This is a genomic window from Streptomyces sp. NPDC053673, assembly GCF_055585225.1.
The window spans coordinates 21,708-45,050 of the sequence record NZ_JBVJKN010000031.1 but is presented as its reverse complement, the minus strand read 5'-3'; the positions used below and the strand labels follow the sequence as shown (position 1 = coordinate 45,050).

The window sequence follows — 23,343 nt, the reverse complement described above, 5'->3', positions numbered from 1 at the left end:
GCGGCCGACCAGGGAGCGGGGTCGCTCGACGAGCTGGCGGCCGCGGTCGGTCTCCTGCTGCTCGGTACGGATGTGCTCGGCGTCGCCGGACGGCGGCCGCAGGGTGAGCAGGCCGCGGCTGGACTCCTCGAACTCAGACCTTCTCCAGGAAGGCCACGAGCGTCGTAGCGCTCTCCAGCTGGTCGTCCGTTCGCCGTAGCTTGGCCGGGTGGCCCCGGCGAGCACCCACTGCCGCGCTCGCCGAACCTGGCTCTGGCCGCGATTGCGTGAATGATCTTCCAGTCCCCCGATCCCGTGGTCGGCCAGAGCCGCCTGGTTGGACGGGATGGCAGGGGAGCGTGATCTGTGGCTGGGAAAGGGAAGGCGAGAGGGTCTCCTGGGCACCTATTATCGGCTCCGTGATGTCGCGAAGGTCAGATGCCGCGTAAGTCCCCGCGCCTGGTGCGAGCCAGCCTCGCTGATCGCCAAGGGCATGACTCGGTCAGCACGCTGCTGACTACTGCCTGCCCTGGGCCACCCACTTGCAGCGCCGTACACACGTACCTCTATGTCGATGGCCTCGACTTGATCGCGCGCAGCTACAACGGTGCAAGCGGTGATCATCCGAATCGGCTACTCAGGCCCGGAGGCCCCCTCTATCCGCTGATCAAGCCCGGATTGTGGATGTTGCGACCCAAGAGCAGGGCACCAACGCCGCCTCGGCGGTTTGTATCCGGATCCGGCTCCGAGGTCAGACGGTGGTCTGGGGCGATCTGATGTACCCAGGTGCTGACGACCGGGTGATCGAGGAAGTTCGATTTGACCTGACCCAGTACCTAGCTGCGATCGAACAGGGCTACTCACGATGGGGCCGTGGCGCGTGATGCGTACCAGCGGAAGCACCAGCGGCTTTCACTGATCTGCGTGGACGCTCCTGCATGTTCTTCCGGGACTCGGTGAGGGTGAACTTCCCAGGAGCTTGAGGGGGCGATCGTGGCTGGCGAACGACTTGATGCCGAGTGGCTCCGCGGCTGGTGTCAGCAGGCGGATGCGGCGCTCGCGAAGCTGATGCAGTCGTTCCAAACACGGCACGCCTTCGAGCCGGGCAGCAACCTGGTCGCGCTCGCTACGGAAAAGAGCCACCAGGCCACCCACACGCTCGTGCAGCTGACACCGATTCCTTCGGACCTGACCACGATGTACTGGGTGATCGACAAAGTCTCCCTGCCCGATGTGCAGAACGGCTACTTCGTCCATCCGGCCTCGCTGGTCACGGACCACTTCCGCGAGTACGGGGCCGTCCAGATCGACGGGGAAGAGCCCGCTCTGGTCTTCGCCAGCGACGGCGGCGGTCATCTGTTCGCACTGGCAGGATCCGGGCAGGTCTGGAGGTCGACCACCGCCTCGTGGTTCGATCAGTTCGACCTCGCTGCGGCCAGTCTTCAGGAGTTCTTCGAAGGGCTCTCCCGGCAGATCAACAGCCAGCTCTGACATCCGTTCGAAGGGCAAGCCGACTCAAATCCGGGTAAGGATTCGGATCCTTAGGAGCCGGAACGAGGCGCGGCCGTACATGGCTCTCTTGATCGTTTTCACCCTGTTGACGTGACCCTCGACGATGCCGGAGCTCCAGACGAGGGTCAGGCCGGCGGTCACCGCGCCGAGGTCCTGACGGAGAAAGCCAGCGAAGCTACGGATCGGGGCTGGGCTGTCCAACTCGGCTTGGCGGATCCAATCAAGCAGGAGCTGGCCGCGGCGGTTGCGGACCAGGTCACGGAAGACGCGGGCGAGGTCGCAGGCCCTGGCGATGTCCGGGCAGGCGAGCCGGACCTGGTCGAGTTGCTGGCTCTGACCGGAGTTTCGTGAATGATCAAGCGCTGCGTGGGTGGTCCGTAAGTTCCGCTGCGCGTCTCCGTTGATGCTTCGGCCTGGTGACCGGCAACTTCCACGAATACATCAGGGCGAGAGCGATGCATCTGGCGTCCCGGCGGTCGTAACCGGTGGAGGCCCGGATCTCGCTGATCGCTTCCTCCCATCGTCGTTGCTTGATCAGCTCGCTTGCGTGCTCCTGCTCGGAGATGGGGACTGGGAGCTTGAGCGCATGGACGATGTCAGGGTCCCAGTTCTGGCGTCGCGCTCGTCGAACTCGTGACAGTGCGACTATCGACCAAGTCATCGCATCCTCCGAGAGCCACAGCGGTCAGTTCTGCTGAGTGAGGATACGGATCCGCAGAAACCGCTATGCGGTGACAGGGTCTCTCCCGGGTCAGCGGCTGGCGTCCTCCGGCCAGATGACCCGCACGGGGACCCTGGTCCGCTCTGCGTACGCCACATCGTCCGCCGTCCCGCCGTACCCCCATGCCGGCTTCCCATCCCACACGGCAATCAGTTCGTCGACCAGGCCGGACAGCTCAACCGGCCAGCCCGAAGCTGCCGCTCCATCAGCAGCACGTCCGAGTCCACCACCAGCACCGCCACCTCCGCCTGACCTGCAGCAATCAGCCGGAACCTCTCCGGACGGGCCAGCGTTCATGTTCGGATCACCCGGTCAGCGGCCTCACCCTGAAGCCGATACCACCCCGCTGCCGTGCCCGTCGGGTGCAGCAGCGATGATGCCCCCGTGGCAACCAACCTTGAACTCTTCGCGGACTACTTCCAGATCCACGTCCTGGACGACGAGTCCGAGGGCGACCTCAGTGACGTATGGACCGAACAGGCCGTTTCCGACGGGCTTGGCGTCATCGAGGACGCCCTGGCCATCGGCACCGCCGTCAACGTCACCGTGGCAGTCAGCGTCGATGTCCTCGCAGAACAGCCCGCTGATGACAGCGACGACTTCGACCACGTTGTCGAGGCAAGCCTCAATCTGACGTCCGGACGACTCGTCGTGCTGGGCTGTACCGATTACTTCCCCGATGCGGCACGATTCGAGATGCCCGCCGGGTGGACCCGCATCCGGGCCTCTCGGAGGAACCTGGCCGCTGCCGTGCGCAGCGAATCAGACCGGACACCCGAGACCACCGAGCAGGTGCGACTGCAAGCCTGGCCGGCGCCGTACTCCGAGCCGCACATCACCAAACGATGAGCCCACTCAGCTCCCCGCCCGCGCCAGCTCCGCGAAGTCGCTGAGGACCGCGGGGTGGATACGGCGCTTGGCGGGATCGGCCGCGCCCATACGCCCGATCTTCGGGGACACGCTGAAGTGGGCGACACGATCGGCCGTGAACGCGTTCGGGGAGATCGTGCCGTTGGTCTCGATGTGCACGTCCCCGGGCGGCGCCGCGAGCATCTGCTGCCACGCCGTCGTGAGCTGCCACAGCAGCGGTTCACCGCCGGAGACCACCGTGATCCCCGATCCGGCGCCATGCTCGCTGGCGGCGTCGACGATCTCCTTGGCGGTGCGCGGCGGGCACGTCTGCGCCAGGTTGTATCGGCTGGTGTCCCACGTCCGCTTCGAATCGCAGGGCGGACAGTGCAGGTTGCACCGGCCCAGCCGGATGAAGCACGCGCACCGGCCCGTGTACGGGCCCTCGCCCTGGGGCACCGGGCCGATCTCCTGCACCGGCAGGAGGTCCTCCGTAACCGTGCCAGCTACCTGGAGCGTCTTCATGCCGCCTACCTCGTGTACTCCGCCCAGTGTCGGCGTGCTTGGGAAAGTGGCCCTGGCAAGATTTCCGTGAAGCTCGGGTGCGCCACCGTGCGCCGGTGACGCTCCGTCACAGGTGGCGGCGTCGGAGCAGGGCCATGAGGATGACGCGGTGGCGGAGCAGCGGGACTCCCGCGCGGCCGGCCATGATTCGTTTCTGGAGTTTCAGGTCGGTGATGCGGCCTTCGTTGACGCCGGAGTTGAACGGGGTGGTGATGCCCTGCACGACTGCGGGCTGGTCCTCGCGGATGGCGTTGGCCAGGCTGGCCAGGGCTGGGAGGCGGGCGGTCGTGAGTTGCTCGAGCCAGTCCGTCAGCGGGGCGGCGTCGCGGGCGTCGAGCATGGCGGCGAACTGACGTACCAGGTCGTGGGTTCGGTCCAGTTCGGGACAGTGCTCGAGCAGCCGCCTGAGTGCCTCCGCGGCGTGCAGTCTGCGCCGGGATGGCGCGGTGGTGATCCAGCGGGCGACCTGACGGGGCGAGGGTGGTCGCTCTCGCGGCGTGTCGATCGGCAGGCCGCGGCGCAGCGGCGCGATGGCCATCTTGACCCGCTGGTAGTGACCGCGGTAGCCCTTGGCGACGATCTCCTGGTGCAACACCGTCGCGGTGTGCTCACCTTCCTCCCAGCGTTGCCGCAGGTACTCCAGGTATGGATCGAGGCTGGTAGGCCGGCGGGGCCGGGTGCGGCGCACGCATTCCTGCCAGATGGCGGCTCGCGCGTATTTGCGCACGGTGCGCCGGTTCAGGCCCAGCTGGTGGGCTGCGGCGTTGAGCGAGCGGCCTGTGTCGGTGACCGCGTGCACCGCCTCGAAGAGGTTCTTCGCGTGGCGGCGGGCGGGGGTATCGGCCTGGTCGGACGGTGCCGCTGGGCTCGGTGGCAGGGCCGGTTCGGGCTCGAGCACCGCGGAGGGCAGGCAGCCGCGGTGGGCGGCGACATCCCCGACCCGCTTCGACAGGCCCTGCCACAGCTGGAAGCGGTCGCTGACCTGCACCGCATCCGGGGCGCCGTCGGTGATGCCCTGCCGGTAGACCAGCGATCCGTCCCGGCAGACCACATCAACACCGGGATGCGTCCGCAGCCTGGCCGCCAACTGCTCGGCGTCGCGACCGGCCCACAGCTCGATCGGCAGCCGGGTGTCGGCATCCACCAGAAGGGTGCCGTAGACGTCCGCGTACAGCGCGAAGTCGTCCACGCCCAGCACCCGCGGCGCTGCTGCCGACGGAAGCGGTAATCGCATCAAGTGGAACAGCACGCTCGTCCGCGACAGCGGCACCTTCAGGATCTGCAGGAGCCGGGCGCCGCCGCGGCCGGCGAGCAGCACCCCGGCCATCTCCACCAAGTGCTGCAGCACCGGGCTACGGTGCTGGTAGCGCACCGTCAGCCCCTCTACCTGCTCGGCGAACGTCCGCCGACCGCGGTCCGGGCTGTCATAGAACAGCCGGCGCACCGACAGTCCGATCAGCACCGGGCGGCTCCCGACAGGGACATCGGCCAACGTGCGGCAATAGCGACTGTGCACCGGGCAGAACCGCGACCGCACTCCGGACACGCCACCATCAACTCACGGGTACAGGCGGCCACATGCACAGTGCCGACCTCCGCCCACACCCGTTCCACCCGCACCGTATCCAGGTGCGGAGACACAATCCGTACGAGGTCATCACACTCGCTGACAATGCCGTCACCTGTGACGGAGCGTCACCGGCGCACGGTGGCGCACCCCAGCTTCACGGAAATCTTGCCAGGGCCCGGCGAAGTCGTACCGCGGCAGGGCAGGCAGCCTGGATACCAAGCTCAGGAACGGTTCACCGTTCCCTGTGTCTGGCCCGCGAGGTACTCGGCCCGTTCGTTCTTTGCGACCTCGCGTTCACGGGAGTGAGCGGGTCGGCGTCGACGCGCAGGGTAGTGATCTCGTTGATGAGGCGCACGGCAGCAGCGGACGGGCCGGGCTGGTCGAGCTGATCAGCGATGGCCAGCGCCTCCCCGGCGAGGGCTGCAGCCTCTGCCAGGGCACCCCGGTCGCGCTGGACGGCGGCGAGGTCCAGGCAGGTCAGCGCCACGTACGGTCGCGCGCCGAGGGCCCGGTTGCGGACCAGCGCCTCGCGTAACAGCTCCTCGGCTTCCGCCGGGCGGCCGGCGGACAGGGCGAGACGGCCGAGTTCGCGACTGACCGTACCGGAGAAGTAGGCCGTGGGCGTGCCGAGCGCTCCTGGGTACGGCCGGAACAGAGCAAGCTGGTCATACACCAGCCGCGCGGCCTCAGCATCGCCGATCAGCTCGATAAGGTCGACCAGGTGCAGCAGCACCGCCGGCCACGTCGGGTTCGTCATCGGGATCGGCAGCAGCGGGCGCAGCTGGGTGTAGGCCTCCCGCGCCTCGTCCAGCCGCCCGGCGAGGAACAGCGCCCGCGCCCGCACAGACAGGATCACCGGCTGTCTCGGCGCCCGGTCGAGGTCACGCCACATCTCCTCGGGCAGTTCCCCGGCGTCGCCGCGAACCAGAGCCAGCTGCTGGCACAGTACGTAGTTCATGGCGATCGCGGTCTGGTCTCCGCTGGCCAGGGCGAGTTCGGCGGCGCCCTCGTTGCAGCGGCGGGCAGCGGCGAACTGTCCTTCCTGAACGGCCCGGGAGGCGCTGACGCGCAGCAGGTGCCAGCGAGTCAGCGGCAGCACGGAACGGGCCGCGATCGCCTCGATGCCGCGGATCGCATCGGCCACCAGGTCCAGCCGCCCCAGCAGGTACCCGGCTTGGATACGCCACTCGTGGCCCAGCACCGCGGCGAGCGGGTCGCCGAGCTGCTCGGCGCGGGATACGGACAGCTCACCCAGGCGCAGGCGTTCGGCGGTGTCGTCCGGATGGGCCAGGGTCATCTCCCTGGCCCGAGCCGCGTCGAGTTCGGCCCGCAGGTCACCGGTGGCCTCGGCCAGATCGAGGGCGGCGCGGGCGTGCTCGGCCGCCATCTCGGGCGAGCCGAGATCGGCCGAAGCGCCTGCGAGCTGGGCGAGCAGCCGGGCACGCACGGCGCCTGCTAAGCCCTCGACGGCCAGCGCCGCCCTGCACAGCCGGCTGATCGTCTGTGAGGCCTGCGGGAATGTGACGCCCTGCAGCACCAGGGCGACCTCGGCGAGCAGGGCCGGCTGGCCGGTTGCGTTCGCCGCGTCGGCCGCTTCGGTGCAGTGGCACAGGCTGGCGTCGTAGCGCCCGGCAAGGTACTCGGCGCGGGCCAGCTCGATGAGGGCTGGGGCGCGCTGCGGGTCCGTCGGGCCGAGTACGGCGGCGGCGTCCGCCAGGTGCCTGGCGGCATCGGCGTAGGCGTGCCGCTCGCGTGCCTGATCCGCTGCGATCCGGGACCAGTGCGCGGCGGCGGCACGGTGGCCGGGCTCCTTGCCGGCCCGTCGCCAGTGCGCCGCGATGCGGGCCGCCGCGGCCGCGTCTTCGGCCTGCTCCAGTGCCCGCGCGGCGGCTCGATGCAGGGCACGGGCGACGGCAGGGTCCGTTCGGCCGAGAACCTCGTCGCGTACCAGATCGTGGGTGAAGCGGTAGGTGCGTCCGGCGTCGGTGGTCTCTGCCGTGGTGAGGACACCGGCGTGCCAGGCCGCCGCCAGCGCCTGGGCGACGACGGTCTCGCCCAACTCCGGCAGGACTGCGGCGAGCTGGGTGACATCCAGCCGTTCGTCGAGCACGGCCGCGGCACGCATGACGCTCCGCTGCTCCGTGGTGAGCCCGGTCAGCAGCCCGCTGACGAGGGTGCTGAGGTCGGCTGCGTGCGTGCGCAGTGCCGCGACGAGAAGCGGCAGCCCACCGGTACGCCGGTACGACTCCGCCGCGTTCGGCTCGCCGACGCACTGTGCGACCTCCTCCCGGGTGAACGGCGCCAGCCGCAGCACGGCAGCCCCGTAGCGGCCCAGGTCCGCGAGCGCTCCGGCGGCTTCTTCGGGCACCGGCTCCCGGAAGGTGCCGAGCACGAACAGCCCGCACTCGGCCGCCTCGCCAGTCACCTGCCGCAGCAGGTCAAGGCTGGCGGTGTCGGCCCAGTGCAGATCCTCCAGCAGGACGACCAGCGGGCGTTCGGAGGCTGCCACGGCCAGCGCCTCACTCATCCCGGCCAGTTCCAGGAACCGCGCCGCCGCGGCGGCGGCCGGCTCCGTCGCCTCCCACGGCTGCTGCCCCGTCGCGGCCCCGGCTCCCGGCCGCGGCGCGGCGGTTCGCTGCGCCTGTGCCCCAGGGGTGACTCCCGCAAGGCGCAACGCTCGCCGCCAGGGCCACAGTGGTGGCGCCACCGCGTCTCTGGGGCAATGGCCTCGTACGACGGTGAATCTTGCGGAATCGGTGTTGCGGCGCAGCGCCTCGGCCGCAAGGGTGCTCTTGCCGATGCCCGCCGGGCCGGCGAGCAGCACCACGGATCCGGTGCCACTCGCCGCAGCCTCGATCCGCTCTGCGAGAGCCGCGAGTTCAGTTGCGCGCCCGACGAAGTCTTCACGTGGGTGCACCGGGCGTTCGCCACGATCGCGGGTGGGCACTGCCGAGGCGCCCTGGTCCGGCTCCCGCTGACGCTGGTCGGGCGCCGCCTGCTCGGCCTGCTGGTCCTGTGCGGGGGACTGCTGGGCCGGGGGCTCAGGCTCGGGCGGGGAGGCGCGGGCGGCCCGCAGCCAGCGCCGCCACTGCTCCTCGTCCAGCAGTCCTGCACCGATCGCGTCGGCAGGGATACGCCGGCCGCGGCAATGCTCAAGCAGCACCCGGACCAGGACCAGGAACGCCACCTCCGACTCAGGCAGGTGCCGGCCCTGCTTCCAGTCGCTGACCCGGCGTCCCGAGATCGGCCGGCTCCGCCCGGCGGGACGGCGCCGGTTGGCGTCGGCCACCGCACTCTTGATCGGAAGATCCGCCGCCAGTCCCAGCAGCTCGCTCAGCCGGTCGGCGAACACCCGCCGCGGTGTCGGCTCCGCCTTGCCCATACCCCGTCCCCAGCAGACCGCAATGTCCGGACCGGACCGGACCGGAAAACCCACCATAGGCCCTTCACCAGCAGCAATACCCCCGCCGTCACCGAACCGGCACCAATCACCGCGCACCGGCTGCATCAATTGGCGTGCACCAGCCGCACGGCACCACCGTCTGCACACCCCGGCCGGGCTCCGGCCGCCCGCAGCAGCACCGGCCGTGCGGAAGAGAGACAGAGAGAGACAGGGGGAGACATGGCCTGGTTACCGGCGCTACGTCAGGGGTTGAGGCCCGCATCCCGGCACCGGGGAGTCATGTTGACCGCCCTGGGCGTGGCAGCGAGCCTGATGTTCACCCTCGGGCCCTCGGGCTGCGCGGGCGCCAAGGTCACGGTGAAAGCACTCGCCCGGGGCGCCATGAGCGCCTCGCCGTTCTTCCGCACGGCCGGCCTGGCCGTCGACCTCATCGGCACGATCTCCGCCTTGGAGGGCGGCTCGAAGTCGGGTGCCACGCCGGGGCTCTACGGCGGGACGCGGCGGAAGTCCAGCTGCGACAAGGGGCAGCTCATCAAGTACCTGAAGGAGAACGCTGAGAAAGCAGCGGCCTGGGCAGAGGTCCGGGGTATCGACATCGAGCAGATCGAGAGCTACGTCAACAAACTCACTCCCGTGCTCCTGCGCAACGACACCCTGGTCAAGAACTACGACTACGACACACGGAAGAAGAAACCCACGTCGTTCTACGCCCTGCTCGAAGCCGGGGTGGCCGTCCTCATCGACGCCTACGGCCTGCCCGTGGTCCAGTGCCGCTGCGGCAACCCGCTGCAGGGCTTCGACAAGTCGCGTGACGACGTGGAGGTCGACTTCGGCACGGACAGGGACCGGGACAACAAGGGCGGGAAAGGCAAGAAAGGCAAGGAATGGAAGGGGTTCGACAGGAAGAGGATCGTGAAGGTCGAGCCCGCTGGGAAGAAGCTCGACGCCGTCCTCCTCGTCGAACACACCCGGCAGGGAGAGGTCACGGGCCTCGAACGGCCCCCCGGTACATCCGGCGAACAGGACCAGGTGCTGAAGGCCGACCCGGGGACCGAGGAGGAGGCCGAAGTGCCGGACGTCGTGGGCAAGCCGGCCGAAGAGGCTGAAGCGAGCCTGCGAGAGGCCGGGTTCGAGGTCGAGACGGCCGCCGCGGAGCCAGGCGAAGCGGAGTCCGCCGAACCCGGCCGGGTGGTACGACAGGATCCGGAAGCCGGCACCGTCGCGATCAGAGGCATGACGGTCACGCTGTACCGGGCGGAGGACTCGGGCAGGCGTGCGGCCGACTGCACTGAAGTAGGCGTCGACTTCCCCGCGTACGACCCGCTCGAACCCGGAGCGAGAGGCGCGCTCGTGGCCGCCGCGCAGTGTCTGCTGATGGCGGCGGGCTACGATCCGGGCCCGGCCGACGGGGAGTTCGGCGAGGTGACGGCCGCCGCCGCGCTGAGCCTTCAGTCCGACCACGGGCTGCAGAGCCTGGGCATCGTCGGGCCGAAGACCTGGACGGTCCTGCTGTCCCGCGGCGACACCCCGGAACTGCGAGCGGGCTCGAACGGCGAGGCCGTCACCCGGCTGCAGCGTGCCCTGACGGCTGCCCTGGGCGAGACCGTGTTCATCGACGGCGAATTCGGCACGGTGACGGAGAACGCCGTCCGCTCGTACCAGTCCTCCCGCGGCCTGGAGTCCGACGGTGTCGTGGGGCCGCAGACGTGGGCGGCTCTGCAGGCGGGACAGTGACGGACACCTGATCGGGCGGGGGGCGGGCCCCGCGCCCGCCCCCCCGTGCTACGGCCAGGGCAGTAAGGGGGCTGAGGGCCAGAAGGCAGGTGGTCCACAGCGTGTGCGCGGACCGGAAGCCGCCACACGCACGACATGCCCTGGCCCGTTGCCCGCAGACCCCCCGGGGTGCGGTGACACGTCAACAGCGCCCTTGCCGCTGGGGACGCAGTCCGTCAGGACTCAACACACGAAGGAGGGACGAGACGATCATGGCGAAGAACATCACGCGGCGAACGGCCTGCGCCGGCGCGCTGCTCGCGTTGGGCGCACTGCTCGGGGCTGCGCCGGAGGGCGCCGTCGCTGCGGCCGGGGCGCCGGACACCGCCTACATGGCGTGGCGCGGGACCGGCAACGACCCGAACATCTACTGGTCGCGCCTGGTGAACGGGCAGTGGACTCGGCAACAGGGGTTCCCGGCGACCACCGCCAGGGAGCCTGACCTGGCATACCTCAACGGCCGGGCGTACATGGCGTGGCGCGGCTACGGGGCGGACAACCACATCTGGTGGTCGAGCTTCGATGGGCAGCGCTGGGCCAGGCCGCGGCAGCTGGCCGACCGGCGCAGCACCTACGCGCCGGCGCTCGGCGTGGTGAACGGCAGGCTGGTGATGGCCTGGCGCGGAGCCCAGCCGGACAACCACATCTGGTGGTCCACCTTCAACGGCACCTCCTGGTCCGGCCAGCGGGTGCTGAACGACCGGCGCGCGGTGGGTGCGCCGGCGCTGGGGTCGGCCAACGGCAGGCTGGTGATGGCCTGGCGCGGCGCGGGAACGGACGACCGCATCTGGTGGTCGACCTTCAACGGCACCTCGTGGTCCGGGCAGCGGGTGCTGGCGGACCGTCGGACCGCCGCCTGGCCCACCCTGGGGGCGCACGGGCGGACCCTGGTGATGGCCTGGCGCGGCGCGGGAACGGACGACCGCATCTGGTGGTCCACCTTCAACGGCACCTCGTGGTCCGGGCGGCGGGTGCTGGCGGACCGTCGGACGGCGAACTACCCGGCGCTGGGAAGGGGGGCCGGCCGGCTGTACATGGCCTGGCGCGGGACGGGTGCGGATGACCACATCTCGTGGTCCTCGTTCAACGGATCGGTCTGGTCGGGGCAGCGGGTGCTGCTGGACCGGCGGACCAGCGGATCGCCCGGAATGAGCTGACGGACGCAGGCCCACCGCGCTTGCCGGCGGAGCCGCTCTCGGCGCCACGGTCGCCTTCGCCCGCTCGGCCATCGGCTGATCCGACCGAAGGCGCGGCAGATCGCCACCGGAGTCACCGAGGGCGGGATCACCATCGTCACCTGACGCACGGCGCACACAGGCGAACTGGGCACGGCGGAGGGGGGAGCGCGGACCCCCTCCGCCTCGTCACAGCCGACGGCGATGCGGCCCGCCGTCGTGGTTGCTCATCGCCTCCAACAGCCGTTCGTAGCGGGTGCCAGCGGGTGCCAGCGGGTGCCAGCGGGTGCCAGCGGGTGCCAGCGGGTGCCAGCGGGTGCCAGCGGGTGCCGGGTGAACGGATGGCGGATCTGGCGGGAGTTAAGTGCGATCATGCAGGTATGAACCATCTCGGCGACGCTCACCTGCGCACCTGGACGCTGCGATGGATGGCCCTCCTCGCAGCCGACACTCAGGATCAGCTTGCCTGGCTGGGCGAGCGTGAGCTGGAGACGGAGTCCGTCGTTGAAGAGGTGGAGCTCCTCTGCCGCATCTCCGAAGGACTCGCGGAGCGCGGAGCCTTCGAACCCAAGAATCTGCGCGATCTCCAGGCCATCGGCCGTCGCCTCGGCGAGATCGATCCCGCCTGCCGCGCCGGCCTCTGGGCCAACGTCCTGGCCACAGATCCGGCGTGGGACGGAATACGATCTCTCGCCCGCCAGTTTCTCCTCACGACGCTGGGCGACTGGCGTCAGCCACTGCCACGCCCCGTGCGCCCGCGCACGGGCGACCACTGAGCACGTCCAGGTCGCCTGTGCGACTCCCACGGAGCGTTCGAATCCTCAGTGTGTGCAGGCGCCTCCCGAAGCCGTGAACATCTGCTGTCCGTTCTCGGATCAGGCACAAATTCCGTGACGACGCCTGTCAGGAGGGCGAGGGTTCAGAGTCGTCCCATTTCCACCCGGTTTCGGGGAACTGCTCGAGCAGGACAGAGAACGAAGTCGCCTGGTGGATGGCGGACGACCAGTCCTGAGCGGAGACGTCGAGCAGGACCAGAGAAGGGGGTTCCTGCCGAAAGTCGTAGGTGAGCATCTCGCGGCTTCCGTCCCCGCCGATGACGACGCTCCCGGGGAAGCGTTCCTGGAAGTCGCCAGCCTCATTGACTTCGATGAGCTCTGCAATGGCATTGATCATGAGGAAGTCGTCCGCAGGAGGAACGAACCGGGCCATGCTCCCTTCCGTAGCCAGGAAGTGTCGGTAGTCCTCGGGAAAACGGACTCCGAAGTGGCACTCGGCCTGCGTGATCTGGTCGCCGTTCGAACTCATGAGGCCGTTCTATCAAGGCAGGTCATGTCTGATGGCGGTGGCTGCCTTGAACTGCGGTGAGCAGGACTCGCTTCCGGAGGAGGGGAAGTTTCACTCGTCCGAACATCTGGTGCTGACAGCGGGCGAGGAGCCCGCGGTGCACGGAGGGCACGGCGCGGACGCGCAGCGTGTAGCCCCGACCGCGCCGTACGGTCACGTCCTGGTCGAGCGCGGCCCGCTCGCCCGGGTCCAGCTCGGCCGTGCGAAGGAACTCGGCAACCCTGCAACTTCCGTAACTTCCGTGGTGCGGTTGCCCGTGAGTGAGATTCCTGGAGCCAGAGCGAATTCGGACGCGATGCTGGTCGGCTGCGGTGCCGGCGGGATTCGAACCCGCGGACGGGGAGAGGCAGACCCGCCCGGTCCCCGTCCGCCGGCGTGGGAGGGGCCTCTCTCACGCCGATCGCAATGGGCCGCTCTGCCACGGCTCCACAACCTGCGGGAACTGTGCAGTCCCGCTCTCGGTCAGGATAGAGACAGCGCCCTGTACAGGGCGAGCCCTTTACCTGGAGCGTGGCACAAGCCGACGCTCCGCCGTCACTCCCACGAAAGTCCAGCCAGAGCTCGTTCTCGTGAACAAAGGCAGTCCAGCGGCCACTACCGACAAAGCAGGTTGACGAGGGCCGCCTGCCCAGGCTCTGAGACACCGCGCTTCGTCGGCAACTGAAGCCGCAGAACACCTGGGGCGCAGGCCGGCGCGTTCCTCCAGCTGCGCGCCTACGACAACGCCGCTTCCCACGCGGCGTGCACCCAGCCGCACCGCACCGCCGACGGGTACATCGACTGCGACGGCCAGCCGCCGTAGTCCGACGCGCGCACGCGAGCCCCGGAGACCGCCGAGCCGGCTCCGGGGCTCTGTCATACCGGCAGGCCATAATGAGCGGTTGATCTGGTGACCGGCTCGACAGGGGGCATGACGACCACGGAGACCGCCCCCAGCACGACTGTTGCCGTCGATGCCCGGACCCCCGGACCGTCCCGGGCAGTTCACACCGGAGATCGCGGCGAGACTCGCGCAGATCGTACAGCGTGATTCATCTTGATGCGGTGGCGCGGAACGCCGAGCGTGCCGTCGGCCTTCCCGGAGCCCGGAGCCCGGAGCCCGGAGGCGGACCGGCCCCTGGAGGAAGGAGTGGGCTGGCGATCAAGCGGCCACGCGCTCCCGCGCAAGCGGTGAGCGGCAACGTGGCCGCGATGGCTGTGGAGTAGCTGAGCCCTGTCATGGTCCCACCCCTGGGTGACGCGGACCCTGTATGGAGCACCAGGCCAGAAGGGGTGAGTGTGCCAGGCCGGAGCCGCGCTCGCCCGCGCGTACCGAGGTCGTCGCGAGGCCGTCGCGGAGCGAGCCAGGACGGCTGCCCTCCGGTTGGCGGTGGCGTGCGGGGTGCACGAGCCGGTGTTCGCGGACTGTGTGCGGGCACCGGAACCGCCCCGCCGCCCTGCGGTTCGCAGCGTGGCTCTGTCCATGAGAATGGCCCCCGCCTCAGCGCCCAGCTGCCTCCCCTCCACGCGTTCCGACAGCACGCGCCTGCGGGAGAGGCCCTGGCGAGCGAACCTGAAAGCGTGGCTCGCATTCGCTTCTGCGTCTCCTGCGGGGCCCGGCAGCCGAGGAGCGAGTCGGTCAGGCGCCTCTACTGCGACGACGTACACCGGGCCCAGTCGTACCGGAAGCGACCGACCTCATACCGGGCGCTGGGGCTCGGGCTGATGCTCGCCGAGGCGGAACGGAACGGCGACACCAGCATGATCCGGCTGCTGACCTGCCCAGAGTGCGGTCAGATCACGTTCGCCGGGGGTGGCGTCGCCAGGACGTGGTGGGCTGCTCCGGTCGCTGCCGTTCGAGAGCGTGGCACCGACGTGCGGCTCGTTGCGCGAGGCGGCAAGCGTGACGTACAGCGGCGCTGCCTGGTCGGATGGGGTGCCAGCCGGTGCGGTTGGTCCAGCGCACCCGCTGTCCGTCGGGATGATGGCCGGGGGCCGGGGTGCCAGTCGAGCACGGCTCCAGTTCGAGGCAGCGTTCGAGCCCGCACGTGCCACCGGTTCGCCGCGAAGAAGTCCGGCAGAGGTCAGGCGTTCCACCATTCGTCGGTGCCACAGCCGACCTCGTAGTGCCACCATCCCTCCTCTTGCCCTCGGGCCAGAAGGGCCTTGATCCCGGCGAAGTCCCCGCCTGCCGGTGCGGTGAAGGCCACCATGGGGAAGTCCTCACTGAAGACCTCGCCCCCGAGCCCGAACGCCGAAAGGCGCCGATGCACCGCCTGCGGACTGCGCCCCAGGGGACCGGTGGGCACGGGCACAACACGGATCGTGCAGTTGCCGGAGGAACTGACCCGCCCGACAGCCCAATGGAGCCCGTCGGAGTCGGTCTGGTACCGCACTACGTCGCCCTCGGCCACCCCGTCCTGAAGGAAGGGAGCGTTCTGCACACTGGCCGTGTCATCACCGAGCTTCGTCGCCCACAGGCCCTCGGTGTCCTGCGGGAACCACCCGTCGCGAGGGACGAACCGGAACCAGACCTTGATCTTCTCGACCACGTTCTCCATGACGGCCATCATGCGCCGACCGGCAAAAGTACCCCGCACCGGGTCTGAGCCGGGCGATCAACCGTCGCTGTCACGAGACAGCCGGAGGCTGGAGAGCTCAGACAATGCCACGCCCTCAATGCGCTCAGGAGTCGTCGCCATGAGGGCAGACGGCCTCGAACGGCTGATCGCGGGGCGTCAGGGCAGTGCGACCTCGCCCGCGTGGACGGCACGCATGGCGCGCTCGACAGTCTCCTGATTTTGGCCGACCGGAGCCACGTAGTCGATGACGTTGCGTGCGGCGTCCTCCCCGAGCATTCGGGTGATCACCCACGTGGCAAGATACTGGGACGCCAGGCAACCGCCCGCCGTGGCGATGTTCCCCTCGGCGTGGAACGGCGCGTCCAGCACGGTGACGTCACAGGCTTCGACAAAGGGCCGGCTCTTCATGTCCGTGCAAGCCGGCATGCCCTCCAGCAACCCGAGCCGGGCGAGCACCAGCGCGCCGGAGCACTGCGCACCGATCAGCTGTCGCGAAGGGTCAAGCAGCAGCTTGGAGATCAACCGGTCGTCGGCGACCACGTCGCGCGCCTTCACCCCACTACCGATCAGCACGACGTCGGCCTCGGTCACGAACTCCATCGGGCGCTGCCCGGTCACCTCGACGCCATTCATCGACGTGACCCCCGGCGTCGGCGTCGTGATGAAGGCTTCCAAGCCGTCCTTACGGCACCGGTTGATCAGCGCGGAAGCGATGAAGCTGTCGAGTTCGTTGAACCCGTCGAAGGTGACGACGGCTACCTGCATCACAACTCCTTCAAGTACGGCATCAGGTCTGCAGTCTCCCTGGCGCCAGGTTCCGGGGCGAGGGCCAATCGGCGGCTGGTGGCATGCCTGCCGCCGCTCTGCGTTTCGAGCTCCGACCTGAGTACAGTTCCTACTGTCGCGCCGACCTGCTGACGTCCCGAGGCTCGCCAGGCTCAGCTCAGCGAGAGCACGATCGTGCTCGCCCTCGACAGGCGCTGGTGCCGTCGGACGTGGTCAACGGTGGTCGCGTCGGCGAGGCAGGAGCTGGGAGCGTCTCTGATCAGCTAAGCGAATTCGTGCGAACGGTGAGGTCCGGTGTGGGTTCTGCCCACCTGGGCGGGGCAGCATGAGCGTGGAGATGGAATCCCGCGCCCAGTGCTGCCCCTCGCGGCTTGTGCCGGTTGGTGGGTGTGCTGATCGTGGTCACGCCCTGGTGCCGGTGGGCTGCGCGGGGCAGCCGGGTCCGGCCCGTTGGTGCGTGTCCCTCCGGACGCTTGTCAGTACGACCGGAAGGCCGTGCTGGGGAGGGAACCTCACGTCGCCTGGGCGTGAGGCGGTTGTTTCGCGGCCGGGTGGGGCCGGTCTTCGACCGGTCCGTCCGGCTGGTCCTGGGGGCGGCCGTGATGACGGCCTTGGCCTCCATCGTGTCCACCACGGCGCGGATCATCATGGTATCGCTGGCGCGGTCCGCCATGGTCTTGGCCTGGTGCGAGAGGCCGCGTGCAGCAATACGCTGCCAAGCGCCCTGGTCTCGGTCGCCCTGCCAGCCGCAGCGGGCAGATGGCCCACTTCCAGCCGGACACGGTGGGCCGGTCCGGTGCCTTGCGGTGGCGGAGCTGCGTCAAGCAGCAGGGGCAGTGCTTGGAGGTGTTGCGCGGTGGAACGGTGACGACGGCGATGCCGACTTCGGTGGCGAGGTGCCGCATGCGGTCGGCGATCTGCCCGCGCACGGTCTGCGACAGGCGGGTGTTGTGGGTGCGGCCCATGCCCCCGGCTTCCATCGACCGCAGGTCTTCCAGGTAGATGACCGTGGCCCCGGCAGCAACGGCCTGATCGACGGCCCAGTGGGCGGCGGCCCACGCCAACGCGTCGTTGAGGTTGGAGCGACGCTCGCAGACGCGGCGGATCTCCTGTGCCAAGGTGGCGGCCTTGCCGTCCAGGGTGGTCTCGGCGAGCCGGGCGTAGTGGTCGGTCTTGGCGTGCAGGCGCTCGCAGATGCGGCGCAGCCGGTACTGCTTGGCGAGCACCCCGGCGGCCCGGAACTGGGCGCCTGCCCCGAGGGCGGTGATCCGCCCGTCCTGGTGGAGCCGGGCAGCACCCGCGCTGAGGAGGGTGCCCAGGCCCCAGTCCACGCCCAAGGCCACGGTGTGGCCGGTGCGCTGGGCTTTGGGGACCGGGTGGGTGCAGGCGAGGTCAGCGCGCACCTTCCGGTCGGTGATGCGCAGGGTGGGCAGGTGGATTACCGCGTTCGCCGGGACCGTGGGCGGCAGCGTGATGGGGCACTCGACCCAGGTCCAGTCACGGTATGCCTGTGGGTCGGGCCGGGTGGGGAGCTGTAAACGCAGCAGGGCCTTCGTCGGCTCCGTGGCGGATCGTTCGATGGTGGCCTGCTGCCCGTCGCAGGCGGCGAGGAGCAGCATGCGCGGCACACGCGGGGTGGGCTCCAGCTCGAACACGTCGGCCGGGAGACGGCCGCCTTTGCGCTCGAAGGAGATGATCTGACGGGTGCGGGAGCGGATGATGCTGGATGGCAGGTACTCGCCACCCGGTATCGCGGCGCGCACTCGCTCCCACTCCTGCGGGGTGCGCTTGTTCGGGTCGGCGGGCCATGCGGCCAGGACTCCGGCCAGCAGGTCGGCGCGCCACTTGACCGACCGTAGTGCACGCCCGGCCTGTTCCTGGGCCATGCGTACGATCCGGTCGTTCACCTTCGCCTCCAAGGCGGCGGTCCAGCCGAGGCGGCGCAGCGCCATCCAGGCGTTCGACGGCAGCTTCCTGCCGCCCGCATCCGGCCGGAGGCGAGCGTGTCCACGTCGGTGGTGTTCCAGTGCTCGGCCACAAGCGTGCTGGTCATGCCGGCTACCAGCTCGGTGCACCAGCCCGCGCGTTCGGCCAAGGCCGTGGCGGTGAGGAGTTCGCCGGTCTCCTCGTCCACGCCCGATCGGATGAGGGCGCGGGCGCATGCGGTGCGGGAGGTCTCCCCGTCGGCGCACGGCAGTTTCCGGCCACGTGCAACGGCCCTCGTCGTTGCACTGGCCCAACTCGGCCAGCAACCGCTTGTGGTTCTCCGCACTGCGCATCCCGTACAGGCGCCCGGCGAACGTCGTCACCAGCAAGACGAAGTCTTCGAGGAGTTCGTCCCGGCCCCCGAGCTTCTTCGGGTGCAGCACCTCCACAGTGACCCCGTACACGGCGAACAGCCGCTTCAGCCAGCCCACCCCGAAGCAAGCCAGCCGATCCTCATGGGTGACGCGGACCACGGTCACCGAGCCGTCCGACACCATCGCCAACACCCGGTTGAGACCCGGCCGGTTCTCCTTCAGGCCCGAGCCACGGTCCCGGACGACCTTGACGATCTCACCGGTCGACGTGGCCCGCAGTTCGGCCTCCTGCGCCCCCACAGAGGACTCCTGCCCGGACGAGCCGGACACGCGCACATACAGCAACTCCAGGCGCGGACGGCCGGTTGAAGAATCGCTACCACGCTTCATGTCCTCCACGTCCACGGAGGAGAAACCGCGCCTCACGGCCGACCCACGTGAACGCGATCTTGCCGTCCAGCGCCCACTGGCGAAGCGTCATCGGGTGTATCCCGAACGCTTCGCAGCCTTGGACACACGTAGCAACTCCACGCACGCGACCATACATGCACCGCCGTGGGCAGCCACTGCGCCGGGTCCTGGCCGGCCTTGCTCCGGTTCGTGCGGGCAGTGACCGCGACCAATGAAGTGGCCACTCCCTGGTCGTTGGCGTAGGCCTCGCGTCGGGCCGCAGTCCATCCGTAGCCGTCACCTGGCGGGGAGCATCATTCCAACCTTGCGATAATCCAAGGCACTGGCATGATCCTCGGCTCCTCGTAGGCGGTAGCGCGCGCCAACAGGGAGGGATGGTTGTGCTGCCGGAGATTCCCGGATGGTGAGCGATGTGATGTGGGCTCAGTGGGTCCGCGTCGGAGGACTCGCACCCGAGGGGGTGGCAGGCGGAGCCGCCATCGCCCTGAGCACCACCCAGTAACCGATCACCGTCGACTGGGCCGAGGACCTCGACCGCTACCTGGCCTTCATGAACCCGATGCTGTTCACCCCATGCGTCGCTGATCCTGCGCCCAGCCACCGTAATCGACCGCACGGGTCACAGGGGTAGCAGCACGGAGAGCGATTCCCGCGCGGCGGCAGCCGCACCCGCTGAGCGATCGAGGCCTTCTGTCAGGATGATCCTTGAGCCCAACGGGGTGCTCGGATCAGTCGGGACAGCCTGAAGTGTGTACTGAGGGCCAGTGATTTCCCATCGGGGGCATGGATGACATCGACGCAGGACACCACGACCGCCGCGTCAGCGCATGGCGAGTTGGTGGAGCGAGCGGTGAGCGCCGTGTCCGGCATCGCCTGCACGGACCACCGTTGGCATAGCGATGTGTACTACAACCTCATGTGCTTTCTCACCGGGGTGAGTCCGGCTGAGATGGAAGCTCATTACGCCCGATGGCTGAGCGAGTGGCGCCGCCGCTGGGTGGAGGCGGGTGAGGAGTGCCGAGGGGCCGATGTGGCAGCGGCCGAGGCCGAGCTCCACAGCAAACTGCTGCGCGAGCTCGACCGTCGGCCCGAGACGGAGCAGCACCTGCGTACGCTGATAGGTCACTGGGAGGTGGAGGCCCGCAGGGCACTGACGGCTGCCGATGTCAGGAAGGCCTTGGGGCTGAGCGAGGACTTCCGGGAGTGGACCGAGGCGCTCGATGCGGTGAAGGCCCCGTTCCCGTCGATCGACATACCCGTGGGCGACGAGCTCATCGCGCTGCTGAACGAGCTGGCGATCCCTCAGGCGGATCACGCCGGTGTCACCGAGGCGATAGCCGTCGTGACCGAGGCCGACTCTGCTTGGCGGTGGCTGCTGGAGCGGACCCTCAGGCTGATCCAGGACCGGATGGGAAGCGACCGGCACGTCCCCGTCGGCCCGGTCATGGCTGACCACGGAAGAGCAGGCCTGTACTTCTACGTCGTGGTCTTCCTGGCCGCGACACCAGCCGTGCGCGCGTTCCACCGCTCGACCGACGTGCCGGACGAGGTCTCCGCGGCAAGTCTGGCCGTACTCGGGGAGAAGATCAGCACCCTGCGACGGTCGGTCAGCGGCGTGGGCGGTCTCACCCAGCACCACTACGTCATGGGCATTTTCCGTGGGCGCATGTACCGGCTGGGACAGCTCGACTGCCTGGCCTGGAACGGCAGCGTGGACGTATCCGTCCCCGACGGAGCACATCCGCTGACGACCGTGCCGGACCAGGCGTGGGCGGACGGCGTTCACGCCTTCTTCCGTCGCCTGCCGCACAGGTACGGAGACGGTATCCGATTCGGCCAGAGCGCCATCACCATCAATGTGCGCAGCTGGATGGTCGACACGGCCCTGAGGGACTATCTGCCAGAGGACCACCAACTGCGCCGGTTCGTCGCCAGGCTCGGCCACTTCACCAGGGCGCAGGACCACCATCCCGCACCAGACCACCTCGGACTGTCCGCGGGCGACCGTGATGCCATCGAGTACGCCTTCGGACGACTCATGTGGGACCTGGACGACGCACTCTCGCTGACTGCCACGACCGACACCCAGCAGGCAGTGCTCGATCACATCCAGGCCGGCCACCACTGGACCCGGCCTGGCGCCGGCCACCCGATCTTCAACCGCTGACCTGCTCGCCGTCGGCTGTGTCCCCCTTCCGGCCTGCGAACTCCAACGCCACGCCCGGAGGATGCCGACCGCGACGCAGCGCTGGATCTCCCGCCGTCCCCGGGAGTGGTGAACCTGTCTCCGGGGGCGGCCGTGCGGCTCTACGGTATGCCGGGTGAGCAACGAGACGCCGGCTCCCGGTGAGACCCTTCCCGTGGTCGACGATGTGCTCGCGGGGGCTCTGCCGGCCCAGGCATCTATGTGATGCGGCAAACTTACGAAGGGACCTGCGCATTCCTGACCGGCTAAGAGCAGGGCTCGGGTCACCTCATTCCTAAGGAGTTCCATAATTGGCTTGTTCCTCGCGCGCAAGGGCGTCCGGAGCTCTACTGGCCGCAACTCGTCTTGTGTCAGGTGTATGACGATGGCGCTCTGCCGGACATCCGTTACGTGACTCCTGAGCAGGACAAGCAGGCAGTTGCGATCCTGTTCGATCTGCTCGAAGAGTGGGTTCGAGCTATGACTACAGCCGACGGATATCCAGTTGGGCACCTGGTCAAGTGATGACAGGGTGGGGCTCATGCCGTCGCCTACAGTCGAACAACTGCTCCGTGAACTGCATGCCTCGCTCGCTCTGCGCAAACGTCCGGAGGATGTGGCCAGGCTCATCCAGGATCTGTATGCGGCCCAGGGCGCCGACCTCGACGCGGTCACTGAAGCAATACTCGCCAAGGCCGCCGAGCACTCGCTGCGCAACCTCTGGCACGGCTATACCTCCATGCGGGAAGACTTCGCCCGCCCGGTCGGCGCACAGCGCCAGCTCGCCCGTGCGGCAAGCCTGTTCACGAATGTGCCGGAACTCCCGGACGGCACGGGCGATGATCCAGCACAAATCGAGGCGGTGATCCGGCGTGCAGGGGAGTCCATAGGCCGCTCATACGGCCAGAACGACTTCGGCATGGACCGCCTCGACCGAGCCGAGCGCACCGCGGCCGGCCTCGGTGAGATCTCCAAGCGCCAGTACAACAAGCGCTTCCGGCTCCTTCGCCGGATGGAAGCCAAACTGGCACGGCTTGTCCACGAGCAGCGCCGCCGCGAAGTAACGATGACGGGCAAAGGAGCGCTCGCCCACGCTCTGCCATACGATCTCTTCGCCGCTGACCCAGACACGGCGGCATTCATCGCGTACGTCACAGCGCGCGGCTACATGCGCAGTGTCTTCACCAACGGCCGCCAGCGTCAGGTCTACGACGAGGTCGCCGAGGCACTGTTCCAGCGCTTGCGCGCGTACCCCGAGCGGACCTGCTGGTACGCGGTCGCGCATGTGTATCCCACGGCCGAGGTACTGGCCGCTGTGTCCGACGGGGAACTCACTCAGCTGCTGGTCCGGTGGAACGGCTTCCTGCGCCAGGTGGCGGAACTACTGGAGGACGCCTGGAACCGGCACCCGCTGGAGCGCGACACCATGATCGTGCGGCGTGGCGACGACTCGTCGACGTGGAACCAGGCCGCACAGGCATGGAATGCAGCCCGAGCCCACTGGTTCGCGCTCCTCACCGAACTGGGCCAGGAGAAGGTCCTGGATCGGATCTGCCCAGGAAAAGTGCCCCGGTTGATGGCGGCCGACGTGGCGTACTGGCACCGCATGAGCGGCGGCGGGCTACACCCGGACACCTACATCTGGGCAGAGCTGCCCTTGCCCTGGGAAGTGCTCCGGGGCCAGAAGGAATGCCCACGCTCGCTAGTCGAAGCAGTCTGTAACCGGCATCGGGTGGATCCGGTCGCCGGTGCCTGGACCGCTCCCAGGCCAGCGGCCGAGGCTGTCGCGTTCCGCCGGACGCCCGAACTCGTGCACGGAGTTGCTGTCGCTGACCCTCTCATGGCCAGCGCCTTCCGGTCGGCAGGAATCTTCTCCGGGAAGGGCAAGAACGCCGCTGCGAAAGAGTGGCTGTGACCAACGGCCCCGCGCGTCCGAAGAAATCAGTTGACCTGTGCGGCGGCCCCAGCAATGATCAACACGGCGACGAGGAAGCTCTGCGGAGGAGCGCCCGGCTCTGATCCCGGGTGGACGTAGGTTCGAATCCTGCCCTCGTCGCCTCTACGATTGCAGTCGCCTCGGCGTAGGGATTGATCGATCCCCCGCGACCGCCTCACCGCCAAGGAAGAGGAGAAACCGCTGGCGGTCCGACTCTCCTGCTCGGACATCACCCGCGCCTGCGACCTGGCCCGCACCTTCCACGACCTGGTCA

Annotated in this window: 15 protein-coding genes, 1 tRNA gene and 1 pseudogene; 8 read left to right on the top strand and 9 right to left on the bottom strand. The window is 68.9% G+C overall.

The window, feature by feature from the left end:
* The first annotated feature begins 972 nt into the window (after positions 1-972).
* Positions 973-1,470 carry a hypothetical protein gene (locus ACZ6ZQ_RS31145; RefSeq protein ID WP_469771860.1) on the top strand — a complete coding sequence of 166 codons (498 nt, stop codon included), beginning with the start codon at positions 973-975 and terminating at the stop codon, positions 1,468-1,470.
* Between the two features lie 24 nt (positions 1,471-1,494).
* Here the strand turns inward: ACZ6ZQ_RS31145 and ACZ6ZQ_RS31140 are convergent, their stop codons facing one another.
* Positions 1,495-1,785: a transposase gene (locus tag ACZ6ZQ_RS31140; RefSeq protein ID WP_469771894.1), complete on the bottom strand. Its 291-nt coding sequence runs from the start codon at positions 1,783-1,785 to the stop codon at positions 1,495-1,497.
* A gap of 811 nt (positions 1,786-2,596) precedes the next feature.
* Here ACZ6ZQ_RS31140 and ACZ6ZQ_RS31135 point away from each other — a divergent pair.
* Positions 2,597-3,061: a hypothetical protein gene (locus tag ACZ6ZQ_RS31135; RefSeq protein WP_469771859.1), complete on the top strand. Its 465-nt coding sequence runs from the start codon at positions 2,597-2,599 to the stop codon at positions 3,059-3,061.
* Between the two features lie 6 nt (positions 3,062-3,067).
* Here ACZ6ZQ_RS31135 and ACZ6ZQ_RS31130 read toward each other — a convergent pair whose 3' ends face one another.
* The 3 genes from ACZ6ZQ_RS31130 to ACZ6ZQ_RS31120 form a co-directional block, all read right to left on the bottom strand.
* Complete coding sequence (locus tag ACZ6ZQ_RS31130) at positions 3,068-3,586, bottom strand: radical SAM protein (protein ID WP_469771858.1); 519 nt, start codon at positions 3,584-3,586, stop codon at positions 3,068-3,070.
* 106 nt (positions 3,587-3,692) lie between these two features.
* Positions 3,693-5,087, bottom strand: coding sequence for an ISL3 family transposase (locus ACZ6ZQ_RS31125; protein WP_469771857.1), 1,395 nt, complete (start codon positions 5,085-5,087; stop codon positions 3,693-3,695).
* Positions 5,088-5,427: 340 nt separating this feature from the next.
* Positions 5,428-8,577, bottom strand: a complete 3,150-nt coding sequence (locus ACZ6ZQ_RS31120) for an ATP-binding protein (RefSeq protein ID WP_469771856.1) — start codon at positions 8,575-8,577, stop codon at positions 5,428-5,430.
* Positions 8,578-8,877: 300 nt separating this feature from the next.
* Here ACZ6ZQ_RS31120 and ACZ6ZQ_RS31115 point away from each other — a divergent pair, with 300 nt between their 5' ends.
* The 3 genes from ACZ6ZQ_RS31115 to ACZ6ZQ_RS31105 all read left to right on the top strand — a co-directional run bounded on the left by ACZ6ZQ_RS31115 (position 8,878) and on the right by ACZ6ZQ_RS31105 (position 12,322).
* The gene (locus ACZ6ZQ_RS31115; RefSeq protein WP_469771855.1) at positions 8,878-10,332 is read left to right on the top strand and encodes a DUF6777 domain-containing protein; all 1,455 of its coding nucleotides are present in this window, start codon (positions 8,878-8,880) and stop codon (positions 10,330-10,332) included.
* A 251-nt stretch (positions 10,333-10,583) separates the two neighbouring features.
* Positions 10,584-11,528: a PLL family lectin gene (locus ACZ6ZQ_RS31110; RefSeq protein WP_469771854.1), complete on the top strand. Its 945-nt coding sequence runs from the start codon at positions 10,584-10,586 to the stop codon at positions 11,526-11,528.
* Positions 11,529-11,926: 398 nt separating this feature from the next.
* Entirely contained in the window at positions 11,927-12,322 is a 396-nt protein-coding gene (locus ACZ6ZQ_RS31105) for a hypothetical protein (RefSeq protein WP_469771853.1), read from the top strand.
* Positions 12,323-12,449: 127 nt separating this feature from the next.
* Here the strand turns inward: ACZ6ZQ_RS31105 and ACZ6ZQ_RS31100 are convergent, their stop codons facing one another.
* From ACZ6ZQ_RS31100 to ACZ6ZQ_RS31080, 5 genes and pseudogenes are all read right to left on the bottom strand, one after another.
* Positions 12,450-12,851: an SMI1/KNR4 family protein gene (locus tag ACZ6ZQ_RS31100; protein ID WP_469771852.1), complete on the bottom strand. Its 402-nt coding sequence runs from the start codon at positions 12,849-12,851 to the stop codon at positions 12,450-12,452.
* 2,102 nt (positions 12,852-14,953) lie between these two features.
* Positions 14,954-15,442 carry a DUF4265 domain-containing protein gene (locus ACZ6ZQ_RS31095; RefSeq protein WP_469771851.1) on the bottom strand — a complete coding sequence of 163 codons (489 nt, stop codon included), beginning with the start codon at positions 15,440-15,442 and terminating at the stop codon, positions 14,954-14,956.
* A 165-nt stretch (positions 15,443-15,607) separates the two neighbouring features.
* The gene (locus ACZ6ZQ_RS31090; RefSeq protein ID WP_469771850.1) at positions 15,608-16,216 is read right to left on the bottom strand and encodes a DJ-1/PfpI family protein; all 609 of its coding nucleotides are present in this window, start codon (positions 16,214-16,216) and stop codon (positions 15,608-15,610) included.
* A gap of 533 nt (positions 16,217-16,749) precedes the next feature.
* Positions 16,750-18,927, bottom strand: coding sequence for a recombinase family protein (locus tag ACZ6ZQ_RS31085; protein WP_469771849.1), 2,178 nt, complete (start codon positions 18,925-18,927; stop codon positions 16,750-16,752).
* Between the two features lie 110 nt (positions 18,928-19,037).
* A pseudogene (locus ACZ6ZQ_RS31080) lies at positions 19,038-19,214 on the bottom strand (HNH endonuclease); the annotation flags it as partial.
* A gap of 683 nt (positions 19,215-19,897) precedes the next feature.
* Between ACZ6ZQ_RS31080 and ACZ6ZQ_RS31075 the strand changes: the two are divergent.
* The 3 genes from ACZ6ZQ_RS31075 (at position 19,898) to ACZ6ZQ_RS31065 (ending at position 23,189) form a co-directional block, all read left to right on the top strand.
* Positions 19,898-21,115, top strand: a complete 1,218-nt coding sequence (locus ACZ6ZQ_RS31075; protein ID WP_469771848.1) for an acyltransferase domain-containing protein — start codon at positions 19,898-19,900, stop codon at positions 21,113-21,115.
* Positions 21,116-21,665: 550 nt separating this feature from the next.
* Positions 21,666-23,048, top strand: a complete 1,383-nt coding sequence (locus ACZ6ZQ_RS31070; RefSeq protein ID WP_469771847.1) for a hypothetical protein — start codon at positions 21,666-21,668, stop codon at positions 23,046-23,048.
* Positions 23,049-23,116: 68 nt separating this feature from the next.
* Positions 23,117-23,189, top strand: a tRNA-Gln gene (locus tag ACZ6ZQ_RS31065).
* The last annotated feature ends 154 nt before the right edge of the window (positions 23,190-23,343 follow it).

Coding starts and splice junctions, on each gene's coding strand:
- ACZ6ZQ_RS31130 (WP_469771858.1), bottom strand. CDS start 3,586: ATGAAGACGCTCCAGGTAGCTGGCACGGTTACGGAGGACCTCCTGCCG.
- ACZ6ZQ_RS31120 (WP_469771856.1), bottom strand. CDS start 8,577: ATGGGCAAGGCGGAGCCGACACCGCGGCGGGTGTTCGCCGACCGGCTG.
- ACZ6ZQ_RS31115 (WP_469771855.1), top strand. CDS start 8,878: ATGTTGACCGCCCTGGGCGTGGCAGCGAGCCTGATGTTCACCCTCGGG.
- ACZ6ZQ_RS31110 (WP_469771854.1), top strand. CDS start 10,584: ATGGCGAAGAACATCACGCGGCGAACGGCCTGCGCCGGCGCGCTGCTC.
- ACZ6ZQ_RS31105 (WP_469771853.1), top strand. CDS start 11,927: ATGAACCATCTCGGCGACGCTCACCTGCGCACCTGGACGCTGCGATGG.
- ACZ6ZQ_RS31100 (WP_469771852.1), bottom strand. CDS start 12,851: ATGAGTTCGAACGGCGACCAGATCACGCAGGCCGAGTGCCACTTCGGA.
- ACZ6ZQ_RS31095 (WP_469771851.1), bottom strand. CDS start 15,442: ATGATGGCCGTCATGGAGAACGTGGTCGAGAAGATCAAGGTCTGGTTC.
- ACZ6ZQ_RS31090 (WP_469771850.1), bottom strand. CDS start 16,216: ATGCAGGTAGCCGTCGTCACCTTCGACGGGTTCAACGAACTCGACAGC.
- ACZ6ZQ_RS31085 (WP_469771849.1), bottom strand. CDS start 18,927: ATGAAGCGTGGTAGCGATTCTTCAACCGGCCGTCCGCGCCTGGAGTTG.
- ACZ6ZQ_RS31075 (WP_469771848.1), top strand. CDS start 19,898: ATGGAAGCTCATTACGCCCGATGGCTGAGCGAGTGGCGCCGCCGCTGG.